The sequence below is a fragment of the Halarchaeum salinum genome, assembly GCF_039520965.1.
In the GTDB taxonomy this organism is placed as follows: Archaea; Halobacteriota; Halobacteria; order Halobacteriales; family Halobacteriaceae; genus Halarchaeum; species Halarchaeum salinum.
The window spans coordinates 37686-48114 of record NZ_BAAABL010000035.1; the positions used below are offsets into that span (position 1 = coordinate 37686).

10 protein-coding genes and 2 tRNA genes are annotated in these 10429 nt (G+C 65.0%); 6 read left to right on the top strand and 6 right to left on the bottom strand.

Annotated features, from left to right (window positions below; all coding sequences use genetic code 11):
* Positions 1 to 19: 19 nt before the first annotated feature.
* A complete protein-coding gene (locus ABDZ36_RS04585; RefSeq protein WP_211313008.1) occupies positions 20 to 817 on the bottom strand; it encodes a group I intron-associated PD-(D/E)XK endonuclease in 798 nt (265 codons plus the stop codon).
* An 84-nt stretch (positions 818 to 901) separates the two neighbouring features.
* Here ABDZ36_RS04585 and ABDZ36_RS04590 point away from each other — a divergent pair, with 84 nt between their 5' ends.
* Positions 902 to 1105: a hypothetical protein gene (locus ABDZ36_RS04590; RefSeq protein ID WP_211313007.1), complete on the top strand. Its 204-nt coding sequence runs from the start codon at positions 902 to 904 to the stop codon at positions 1103 to 1105.
* Positions 1106 to 1110: 5 nt separating this feature from the next.
* Here ABDZ36_RS04590 and ABDZ36_RS04595 read toward each other — a convergent pair.
* Positions 1111 to 1183, bottom strand: a tRNA-Pro gene (locus tag ABDZ36_RS04595).
* A 127-nt stretch (positions 1184 to 1310) separates the two neighbouring features.
* Positions 1311 to 1445 carry a hypothetical protein gene (locus ABDZ36_RS04600; RefSeq protein WP_268762475.1) on the bottom strand — a complete coding sequence of 45 codons (135 nt, stop codon included), beginning with the start codon at positions 1443 to 1445 and terminating at the stop codon, positions 1311 to 1313.
* Between the two features lie 53 nt (positions 1446 to 1498).
* Here ABDZ36_RS04600 and ABDZ36_RS04605 point away from each other — a divergent pair, with 53 nt between their 5' ends.
* Complete coding sequence (locus ABDZ36_RS04605) at positions 1499 to 2830, top strand: RNA-guided endonuclease InsQ/TnpB family protein (protein WP_211313006.1); 1332 nt, start codon at positions 1499 to 1501, stop codon at positions 2828 to 2830.
* A 49-nt stretch (positions 2831 to 2879) separates the two neighbouring features.
* Here ABDZ36_RS04605 and ABDZ36_RS04610 read toward each other — a convergent pair whose 3' ends face one another.
* Positions 2880 to 4940 carry a DEAD/DEAH box helicase gene (locus ABDZ36_RS04610; protein WP_211313005.1) on the bottom strand — a complete coding sequence of 687 codons (2061 nt, stop codon included), beginning with the start codon at positions 4938 to 4940 and terminating at the stop codon, positions 2880 to 2882.
* 136 nt (positions 4941 to 5076) lie between these two features.
* Here ABDZ36_RS04610 and ABDZ36_RS04615 point away from each other — a divergent pair, with 136 nt between their 5' ends.
* A complete protein-coding gene (locus ABDZ36_RS04615; RefSeq protein ID WP_211313004.1) occupies positions 5077 to 6261 on the top strand; it encodes a CBS domain-containing protein in 1185 nt (394 codons plus the stop codon).
* Positions 6262 to 6447: 186 nt separating this feature from the next.
* Here ABDZ36_RS04615 and ABDZ36_RS04620 read toward each other — a convergent pair.
* A tRNA-His gene (locus ABDZ36_RS04620) sits at positions 6448 to 6520 on the bottom strand.
* A 98-nt stretch (positions 6521 to 6618) separates the two neighbouring features.
* Between ABDZ36_RS04620 and ABDZ36_RS04625 the strand changes: the two genes are divergently transcribed.
* Positions 6619 to 7077, top strand: coding sequence for a DUF5814 domain-containing protein (locus ABDZ36_RS04625; RefSeq protein WP_211313003.1), 459 nt, complete (start codon positions 6619 to 6621; stop codon positions 7075 to 7077).
* A gap of 63 nt (positions 7078 to 7140) precedes the next feature.
* Positions 7141 to 7983: a polyprenyl synthetase family protein gene (locus ABDZ36_RS04630; protein WP_211313002.1), complete on the top strand. Its 843-nt coding sequence runs from the start codon at positions 7141 to 7143 to the stop codon at positions 7981 to 7983.
* 7 nt (positions 7984 to 7990) lie between these two features.
* Here the strand turns inward: ABDZ36_RS04630 and ABDZ36_RS04635 are convergent, their stop codons facing one another.
* Positions 7991 to 9076: a DUF373 family protein gene (locus tag ABDZ36_RS04635; protein ID WP_211313001.1), complete on the bottom strand. Its 1086-nt coding sequence runs from the start codon at positions 9074 to 9076 to the stop codon at positions 7991 to 7993.
* A 125-nt stretch (positions 9077 to 9201) separates the two neighbouring features.
* Between ABDZ36_RS04635 and ABDZ36_RS04640 the strand changes: the two genes are divergently transcribed.
* Positions 9202 to 10197: a radical SAM protein gene (locus tag ABDZ36_RS04640; protein WP_211313000.1), complete on the top strand. Its 996-nt coding sequence runs from the start codon at positions 9202 to 9204 to the stop codon at positions 10195 to 10197.
* Positions 10198 to 10429: the final 232 nt, after the last annotated feature.

A 10429-nucleotide genomic window follows, 5' to 3' on the forward strand; every position in this document is an offset into this window, starting at 1 on the left:
GAAACGGACAGCGTCGCGTTCAGGCGGGCGGCCAACGCCGATTGAGCGTGTAGTCGGCGGCGCGGTTCGTCCGCGTATCCTCGTTCCGTGTTGGCTCGACGCGGAGGCTAATTGACTCGTCATACGCGTCGCGCTCGATGAGGTACGTCTCGCCCGTACCCTGACATCGGACGAGCACGAGGTCGATCACGCTCGGCCCGGGGGCGTTCGTCCGACCCGTGTCGAAGCGGACACGGCCGCCGCTTACGCTGCCCGGCCGGAGACTTGTCCGATAGAGCGTGCCGTCTGCCGTGCGGAGCAGGAGGTCGTACGGCGCGTCACTCTCGCGTGCGTCGAGGACGTCGATGCCGTGCTCGCGGAGGTCGTCGACGACGGCGTTACGCCAGTCGTCCGCAGTGCTGCCGCTCGGTGGCCACTGCTCATCGAAGTCGTAATCGGTGGCCCAGTTGATCGTCCGGTGGTCCTGCTTCGCGTCGGCGATACGGAGGCTCATGCTGCTCCCGACCTCTGACTCGGGAACTAGGTAGAGGCCGTCTACCTCGTCGCAGTTGACGAGGAAGTAGTCGACATCACCGTCGTAGTATCGGTACGTATGCCCGCTTGCGTTCGTGTGCTGAGACTTCCCTTTGAACAGGACCTTCCCGTCCCGATAGCGTCCCGTTTTGACCTGTAGTTTCCAGATACTACCGCTGTCGTCCTCCGCGAGTAGATCGTAGCGTTCGTTGTCGCCGAACGGAACGGAAACAGGGATGTCACGACGCTTCAACTCCGCGATGACGATAGCTTCAGTGAGGTCGCCCTTTCGGTGAGGCTCCATGACGTACTGTCAGCCCGTAATACGATAAAAGTACCGAGTATTCGGTATCTAATCGTTCAAGGACGTGACTGTGCTTCGGATCGTATGGCGAAATCCCGTGCGCTCATTACGGAGACGGAACGCGACCGGCTCACCGGTGAAGTCGACATTGACGATCATAAGCGGTATCAGGCCGTCTCGCGCGTTCGCCGTCGCATCCAGAACGAACTCCCGGAGGACGTCGCGCTCCTCGCCGAACACCGACCGGATCTGCTCGAAGAACTGCGTGACGTCGTCTGCGAGGAGTAAGAGAGTGGGACCGCCGTGATTTGAACACGGGTGACAGCGTCCCAAACGCTGAAGGATACCAAGCTACCCCACGGTCCCGTAACTCAGCGTAGCCGAGGCGCGGCGGTAAGTGTTACGTTGTTCGTCCCTACCTGAATCAAGGAGAGAGTCCCGCCGTTTACGGCGGGCGTGAATCCGACAACTGCCGAACAACCACCGACGCCGCTCAGTCCGGGGTATCCAAGTTCTCTGCCGCGTGGAGTAACATCCCTTTCCACGTTAGCCCGTTATGCCGCTTAATCGCCCGGAGACGTTCGTACTGGTCGTCGTCCTCAATCTCAATCTGGACCGTGGTTGCCATATCACCATTCACAAACCATGGGTTTACCAATGTGCCGCCCCAAACAGTAGTTGATGAAGCGGACCAACACGTTCGACGTGGTTCCTCAGTCCAAGAAGGACGAGGAGTTGCTTCGACGCCTGTTGGACGCTTCTGCCGCTCTCTGGAACGAAATCAACTACGAGCGCCGCGAGAACTACGCCGACCCCGACGCCGACGTGTGGGACATCAGCGAGTATCGCGGCCGCTACGGCGGCACGCTCGGGGCTTCGACCGTTCAGCAAATCGAACGGAAGAACCGCGAAGCGTGGCGGTCGTTCTTCGCACTCCAAAAGAAGGGCGAAGCCAACGGCAAACCCGGATACTGGGGCAACGCCGAGGATGGCCGCGACCTTCGGACGTACATCCGCAACACGTCGTACTCCGTCGAGTGGGGCGAATACTCCCGGCTCGAAATCCTCGTCGGCCAAGACCTGAAAGACGAGTATGGACTGGGATACCGCGAACGTCTCCGGCTCGAAGTCCGGGGCGACCCCAACTGGGACGAGTACGACAAGCAGGGCCGGTTGGAGTTGTTCTGGGACGAGAACGCACAGACATTCAGGGCCTTTCAGCCAGTCACAATCGACAATTCTCGGCTGGCACAACCACTGGCGGACGAAACCGCCGCGCTGGATATTGGTGCGAACAACCTCGTCGCCTGCACGACCACGACCGGCCAACAACTCCTGTACGAAGGACGCGACCTGTTCGACCGCTTCCGCGAGACGACGCGAGAAATCGCTCGGTTGCAGTCGCTCTTGGACGACGGGCAGTACAGCAGTCACCGGATACGCTCGCTGTACCGACGCCGAACGAGACGCCGCGACCACGCCCAAGACGCGCTCGCACGCAACCTCATCGAACGGTTGCACGGCGAAGGCGTCTCCACGGTGTACGTCGGGGCGCTGACGGACGTACTCGACACACACTGGTCGGTCGAAGCGAACGCCAAGACGCACAACTTCTGGGCGTTCCGGCAGTTCATAAAGCGACTCGCGTGTACCGCCGAGGAGTTCGGTATCTCGGTGGAAGTCCGGTCGGAAGCGTGGACCTCTCAAGAGTGTCCGCAGTGCGGGTCCACAGAGCGAACGACGCGCCACCGCGACACGCTGACGTGTCCGTGCGGCTTCGAGGGCCACGCGGACCTCACGGCGTCCGAGACGTTCCTGAGACGTCATCAGAACTCAGAGAGTTCTGATTGGCGAACGAGACACGACGTGTCTCGTCAACGGCAGACGGACGTAGCACGGCCGATGGCACGGCCTGTGCGCCTCAAGTGGAACGACCACGATTGGTCAGAGTCACCACGCTCTTGTTCCAACGAGGAGCGCACGAACCCGCAAGTTGCCTCCGTGGGTCGGTAAGCGATACCCCCAACGTGAGGAAACCCCGCCGTTCACGGCGGGGAGGATGTCATTCCTCTTCGCCCAACAGCTCGATTTCGGCGGCGATCCGGTAGGGGGCCATTCCCTTCCGGACGCCGTCGAGCATTTTGAAGGCCTCGTCGGGGTCGAGGAAGTGCGTCGTGACGGTGCGGCCGAGCGGCGTGGGCTCGAGGCCGTCGATGAAGCCGTACTCGAGGAGTTTCCCGACGGCGTGTTTCGTGGGGACGTCGCCGACCATCCGCTCGCTGAGGCGTTTGGCGGCGCTGCCGCCGACGACGACGTTCGCGAGCACTTCCTCGATCGCGGCGTTCTGGTCGTACGCGGTGACGACGTCCTCCATCTCGCCTTTGAGGAGTTTGAACGCGACTTCGTCCTCGCTCATGTCCATGGAGTTGTGGTAGACGGCGTCGGGCTCAACGAGCATGTAGACCTTCCCGCGGTCGTGGTAGTCGGGGCGGCCGGCGCGCCCGAGCATCTGCTCGAACTCCTGGACGGTGAGCCACTCGATCCCCATGGCGAGCGTATCGAAGACGACCTGGCTCGCGGGGAAGTCGACGCCGGCGGCGAGCGCAGCGGTGGTGACGACGGCGGCGAGATCCTGATCGCCGAACTGCCGTTCGACCTGCTTGCGCTTGCCGTAGTCGAGGCCGGCGTGGTAGGCTGCGGCGGGGTAGTCGAGTTTGCGCGCGACCTCGTGACAGCGCCGCCGGGAGTTCGTGAAGACGATGGTCTGGCCGCGATACCCCTTCGAGGACTCCTTGTCGTACTCGCGGCGGACGAGTTTGTTCGTGATCCGCGGCTTCTCCTGGCCGTCCGCAAAGGTGACGTGGCGCTCGATGGGGACCGGGCGCTCCTCGAACTCGACGAGGTTCGCGCGGAGCTTCTTCGCCAAGGTCCCTGGATTCCCGACGGTCGCGGAGAGGTAGATCCACTGCGCGCCCGTGTAGGTCTCGTGGGACTGCTCGCGCTGCTCGCAGTAGTGTTTGAGTCGGGTGATGAGGCCGTCGAGGCGGTGGCCGCGCCCCTCCTCTTGGAGGGTGTGGACCTCGTCGATGACGACGGTCCCGACGTCGCCGAGATCGCGGCCGGTGCGGAGGGCGTGGTCGATCCCCTCGTACGTACCGACGATGACGTCGGCGTTCGGGTCGAACGCCTGGCCGTCGTCGCGGATGCGCGAGGAGCCCACCCTGATCGAGACGTCGACGAGGTCGCCGTACTCGTCCTCGAAGTCCTCGTGTTTCTGGTTGGCGAGTGCGACGAGCGGGACGAGGAAGAGGAGCTTCCCGTTGCCGCTGAGCGCGCGGTGCAACCCCGCGATCTCGCCGATGAGCGTCTTCCCGGTCGCGGTCGCGGAGACGACCAACTGGTCGTCGCCCTCGACGAGGCCGCTCTGGACGCTGAGACTCTGGACGGGCAACAGGGTCTCGAAGCGGTCCTCTAAGAGCCCCTGCACGCCCGGATGAAGGTCGAGGTCGCTCACGGGGTACGGGTCGATGTCGTCGGTGTTCGCCGACACCTCGTCGAACTTCGTGAGGTCGGGATCGAGGTTCCCTTCGAGGAGGCCGACGATCCGACTGAGGTCGCCGACGTCGAGGAGGAGCTCTTCGAGGCGGTCTTCGGCCGCGCCCGTGAGGTCGCCCTTGAACGCGAGTTCGCGCTCGAGCTCGCGAACTGCACAGTCCTGGCAGATGCGTTCGCCGTCGGCCTCGACGGACGTTTCGTCCGTGATCGGCGAGTAGCGCCCGTTGCCCGCGCAGTAGCGACACGTACGGACGACCTTCGTCTTCTCTGCGAGCTGATAGCCGTCGAGGAGGTCGCGGATCTCGCGTCGTCCGTCCCGCGACGTCTGCTCGGAGACGCGGATGCGGTCGGCCAGTCGTGCGATCTCGACGAACTCGTCGGGCGAACGTGGGTCCTCGCCATTCGCCGTCTTCAGGCGGAACTTCCCGGGTCGCGGGCCGGCGTCCGTCTCCTTCGTCGTCAGCCGCGCTCGGAACAGACGCTCGTCGTCGCGGCGGGCGACGACGGTGTAGTCGTCGCCGACCTCGTGGAGGAAGAGTGTATCCACCCGCTGGACCTGCTTCGACACGCCAATGCGTACGGTCGCGGGCTATTTGAGGGGTTCGCTCCCGCGATGCGGACGCGGTGCTCCGCTCGGTGCGCCGAGCGGCAGCGGGACCGATCGGCCACGGACGTTTATGCCGCCCACGCCCGAAGTCGAACCCATGCGGAGTTACACGGTCGGCAGCGTGTTCGGTATCCCGATCAAACTCGACGTCACGTTCCTGCTCGTTCTCCCCGCGTTCGCCGCCCTTATCGGCTGGCAGACCGAGCAGTGGGTCAGCACCCTCAACTCGACGTGGGGGCTCGGCCTCCCGGTCGGGACGCTCTCGCAGGGAGCTACCCCGTGGCTGATGGGTGTCGCCGCCGCCGTCGGCCTCTTCGCCTGCGTCCTTCTCCACGAACTCGGCCACAGCGTTGTCTCGATGCATTACGGCTACCCCATCGAGTCGATCACCCTCTGGCTGCTCGGCGGCGTCGCCAACCTCGAGGAGCAACCGGAGGACTGGAAACAAGAGTTCCTCATCGCCATCGCCGGCCCCGTCGTCAGCGTCGCGCTCGGTGTCGTCTCCTACGGCGCGCTCGTCGCCGTCGGCTGGAGTCCGGTCGTCACCTTCGTCGTCGGCTATCTTGCGCTGGCGAATCTCGTGCTCGCCGTCTTCAACCTCCTCCCCGGGTTCCCGATGGACGGCGGCCGCGTTCTCCGCGCCCTCCTCGCCCGCAAGCGGACGTTCGCCCGCGCCACGCAGCTCGCCGCCGAGGTCGGCAAGGCTGTCGCCGTGCTCCTCGGCATTCTCGGGCTCTTCGGCAACCTCCTCCTCGTCGCCATCGCTTTCTTCATCTACATCGGCGCGTCCTCGGAGAGCCAGCGCACCGTCATGAACGCCGCCTTCGAGGGCGTGACCGTCCGCGACGTGATGACCGACGCCGCGGACGTCAAAGTCGTTCACCCGGACGACACCATCGCCGAACTCACTGAGCGGATGTTCGAGGAGCGCCACACCGGCTACCCCGTCATGGAGAACGGTCGCGTCGTCGGCGTCGTCACCCTCAGCGACGCCCGCGAGGTTGAGCCCGTTGAGCGCGACGCCTACACCGTCGCCGACGTGATGACGCGCGACGTCGAGACGATCGACCCCAACGCCGAAGCGATGAACGCCTTAGAGCGCATTCAGAACAGCGGTATCGGGCGGCTGATCGTCGTCGACGACGACGGCGAACTCGTCGGCCTCGTCAGCCGCACCGACCTTGTCACCGCCTTCAACATCATCCAGAGCGCCGGTCGCGGGTCGCAGACGCCGTCCCCGGAAGTGAACGGCGGCGAAGACAGCCCCGGACGCGCGTCCTAAGCCGACGCGCCGCTCGACGACGCGCACTTGCGGCAGAAAGGTCCAGGTGCGAGAATTGAACCGTTCCGAGACGTGCTCGCTTCGCTGCGCGCGCCTCGCAGGGTTCAATTCTCGACGTGTCCTCGTACTCGCGGCCGGTGGTCGAGCGCACGCGGCGCTCGACGGGTGATCGCTCGAAGAATCGAGGTCCAGGTGCGAGAATTGAACCCGCGTCTCAGCCTCCACAAGGCTGAAGGATAGTCCACTACCCCAACCCGGACACTGCATCCGTTCGTAACGCCCTGCCGTTAATAGGCGTTACGAAACCGCCGACGTGACGCGACACGCTTTTCGCCGCCGCGTTCCAACATGTCGGCAGTGGCCGTCACGGACAAGATCTACATCAAGAACCACCGCCAGCTCGTCAGCCAACTGGACGCGAACTTCCCGAAGGGCGCGTTCAGCGGTGCGACCCTCGACGTGCTCTTCGGCGGCGGGAACCTCGATCAGCTGAACGAGGCGACGGCCGACCGCGTCATCGAGTTCTCGAAGGATTTCCTCGACTGCGACTGTCAGGCCAACCCGTACTGTGGCCATCCGGAGCGCAAGTTCATCGCGTATCTCCTCGACCTGCGCGCACAGGGCCTCGACCCCGAGGCGATGGTGGACGTCATGACGGCCGACTATATGGTGTACGCCTACCCCGGCGACATCTACGGCTTCCTCGACGACGCCGTCCGCACGCTCGAGGCGACCGAGGACCTCGCGAACGTTGATGACCGACCCGAGGAGGCGCGTCGCGCGGCGAACGCGCGCGCGGAGATCGAGGGGCGCTGACGGCCCACGTCGGTCGGGGTGAAAGACGGACGCTTTTAGCGCTGCGGCTCCGACGGCGTGTCAATGGAGGACGTTGAGGCGCACCGCCGCGTGGTCGAGGATCGACTACGCGGGGTGTTGGAGGCAGTCGAGCCGCCGGAGCTCCGCGAGGAGGTCGAAGCGGTGGCGCTCGCCGGCGGGAAACGCGTCCGGCCGGCGCTCGCGATGCTGTGTTGCGAGGCGGCGGGCGGTGAGGCCGCGGATTCGCTCGACTACGCCGTCGGCGTCGAACTCGTCCACAACGCGTCGCTCGTCGTCGACGACATCATCGACCGCTCGGCCCTGCGACGCGGCGAGCCTTCCGCGTGGGCGGCGTACGGTCACGGGCCCGCGATCGTCGCGTCGGACGGGTTGCTCGGCGAGGCGTTCGCGCTCTTCAGCGACGACGCCAGCGCCTTAGAGACCGCGGCGGACTCGCTCGTCGAACTCGGACAGGGCGAGGCGACCGAGCTCGTCGATCGGCCCGAGAACGAGGCGGAGTACATGGAACTCGCGCGCCGGAAGACGGGAGCGCTGTTCCGCGCCGCCGCGGAACTGGGTGCCATCGCGGCGGACGCCGACGACGACACGATCGACGCACTCGGCGAGTACGCGGAGCGCGTCGGCGTTGCGTTCCAGCTCCGCGACGACGTCCTTGACGTGACGGCGGCAACGGGCGACCTCGGCAAGCCCGCCGGTACCGACGAGGAGATGGAACGCCCCTCCGTCCTACGCGTGACCGATCGCTCCGTCGAGGAGGTGAATGCGCTCGCGGACGCCGAATCCGAAGCGGCGCTCGCCGCCCTCGAGGACGCGGGTATCGAGTCCGGGAGCGCCCGCCGATACCTGGAGGGGCTCGCGACGTTTGTCGTCGAGCGCGAGCGCTGAGCGCGTCTCAGCCCGCACGCCGACTCCGCATCTCCCGGTCCTCGATGACGGCGAACGCGAGGGTGCTGAGGACGCTCATGAGCGTGCCGGCGGTGAGAACGGCGGCGAGCGTCGGGAGCGAGACTGTCTGCAGGAAGAACCCGCTGAGCGCGTAGAGAACCGCCGCGATAGCGAGCACGTAGAATGGCGCGTTCAGGTACTGCCACTTGAAGTCGTCGTGGAGGTATTCGTCCGTGATCTGCCCGATGCTCGACGTGAGACCGGCGGCCGCGAACCACGTCGCGGCACCGTTGACGAGCGCGGCGACGACGGAGGTCACGGGGAGTGGTCCGGTCGTCGCCTGATACTCGTTGAGGCGGCTGACGCCCTCAACGCCGCCGATGACGAGGAGTGCGGCGGCGACGACGTACGTGATCAGGGTGACGCGGCCCGTATAGAGGCTGTCGCGAGTGCGCTCGACGACCTCGTCGACCACGTCCGCGAGGCCCAGCCCGCGAAAGAGCGCGTAGAGGCCGAGCGTGCCGGACGAGAGCCCGAGCACGGCACCCGGCAGGCCGAGGAACGACGCGAGCACCGCGAGCGGATAGATGAGCAACAGGACGCCGAGCGGAACGAGGATCGTCCCGCGCGTCTCCGGGTCGTTCAGCACCTGCTTGATCGTGTAGTACATCGACTCGAGATCCTGCGCCTGCCGCACGACGACGCGGCGCACGCCGTCGATCTTGGCGCGCGAGCGGATGACGGGGAGGACCGACTCGTCCTGTGCGCCGTCCGTGACGATGACGGTCCGGACCTCCTCGCCGGTCTGGAGGCCGGCAAGCACCTCATCGACTTCCGTGCCGACCGCGCGGTTCGCTTGCACGTCGCTTCCCTCGACCCCGGTGACGGCCGCGACTTCGACGCGCTCCTCCTCCCCGAGGTCATCGTAGAGGTGCACACCCTCGAAGAGGACGTTCACGTCGCTGTCCTCGGGATCGGCGGTGGCGAGCGCGACCGCAGCGTCCTTGACAGCGTCGCGACCGACGACCGGCGTCGACATCCCCGTCTTGCGACCGAGGTCGTCGTCCAGATCGACGCAGAGGACCAACAGCATTCACGCGCCCGTACGCCGTCGACCGTTAAGGAGGTTCGGGAGACCACGTTCGAGTGTTGCCTTCACACACTTGGGACCGACCCGTGCGGTTTTTGAGTCCTCAGCGGCTACACCGTTGGTACGTAATGATCTCGAAGGGCTGCGAGCAGTGCGCGCAAGGGGGCAAGATGGTCCTCTTCGTCTACGGGTATTGCGACCAGCGCGACTGTTTCTACTGCCCGCTGGGTGAGAACCGGAAGAACGTCACGCAGGTCTACGCGAACGAGCGCCCGGTCGAGGACGACGCGGACGTGATCACCGAGGCCAAGAAGATGGACGCGCTCGGGACCTCGATTACCGGCGGCGAGCCCCAGGAAGCCCTGGAGCGCACCTGTCGCTACCTCCGTCTCCTCAAGGAGGAGTTCGGCGAGGATCACCACACGCACCTCTACACGGGCATCACGGGCGGGCGCGAGAACATGCGCCGCCTCAGCGAGGCGGGGCTCGATGAGATCCGTTTCCACCCGCCCTACGAGCAGTGGGGCGACCTCCACGGGACGGAGTGGGAGGAAATCCTCTACACCGCTCGTGAGGAGGAGCTCACGCCCGCATTCGAGATTCCCGGCATCCGCGCCGAACAGGAGTTCCTCGACTTCCTCGACGAGGGCGCGGCCGACTTCTGTAACGTCAACGAGTTCGAGATGAGTGACGGCAACTACGAGCGGATGCAGGAGGCCGGCTACGAACTGCAGGACGGCCACATGTCCGCCGTCGAGGGATCCAAGGACGCGATCCTTGAGGAGATGGCGAGCCACGAGAAGGTGTACTTCTGTACGAGCGTCTTCAAGGACGCCGCCCAACACCGCAGTCGCCTCAAGCGGATGGCCGAGAACGTCCAGCGTGACTTCGACGAGGTCACCGACGACGGGACCCTCGTCTACGGCAAGACGTACACGCCCGCCGAGCGCTTTACGGACCTCGGTGTTCCCGAGGAGTTCTACACCGCTAAGAGTGAGCACATCGAGGTCGCGTGGTGGCTCCTGGAGGAGATGATCGAGGACGGCGACGTCGAGGAGGGCGAGATCGTCGAGCAGTATCCGACGTACGACGGGCAAGTGGTTGAGCGGACACCGTTAGCATAACGGACGCGACCGAAGCGAGCGCGTTTTTTGGCCGAGCTTTTGTGAGAAGCGGTCCGCAAAGCGGACCCGACGAAATAAAAGGTCGCGTCTGAGCAGTATCCGACGTACGACGGGCAAGTGGTTGAGCGGACACCGTTAGCCTAGCAAGCCCCACGCCGTCGCTATAGTGGTTCACAGAAGATTTAGGTGTATTCTGAGTTGGTAGGGCAATGACAGGACGAGAGAAAGAGAT

Bases quoted from the DNA above. Each gene is read 5' to 3' on its own strand.
- ABDZ36_RS04585 (WP_211313008.1), bottom strand. From the start codon at position 817: ATGGAGCCTCACCGAAAGGGCGACCTCACTGAAGCTATCGTCATCGCG.
- ABDZ36_RS04600 (WP_268762475.1), bottom strand. From the start codon at position 1,445: ATGGCAACCACGGTCCAGATTGAGATTGAGGACGACGACCAGTACGAA.
- ABDZ36_RS04635 (WP_211313001.1), bottom strand. From the start codon at position 9,076: ATGCTGTTGGTCCTCTGCGTCGATCTGGACGACGACCTCGGTCGCAAG.
- ABDZ36_RS04630 (WP_211313002.1), top strand. From the start codon at position 7,141: ATGGAGGACGTTGAGGCGCACCGCCGCGTGGTCGAGGATCGACTACGC.
- ABDZ36_RS04605 (WP_211313006.1), top strand. From the start codon at position 1,499: ATGAAGCGGACCAACACGTTCGACGTGGTTCCTCAGTCCAAGAAGGAC.
- ABDZ36_RS04615 (WP_211313004.1), top strand. From the start codon at position 5,077: ATGCGGAGTTACACGGTCGGCAGCGTGTTCGGTATCCCGATCAAACTC.
- ABDZ36_RS04640 (WP_211313000.1), top strand. From the start codon at position 9,202: ATGATCTCGAAGGGCTGCGAGCAGTGCGCGCAAGGGGGCAAGATGGTC.
- ABDZ36_RS04590 (WP_211313007.1), top strand. From the start codon at position 902: ATGGCGAAATCCCGTGCGCTCATTACGGAGACGGAACGCGACCGGCTC.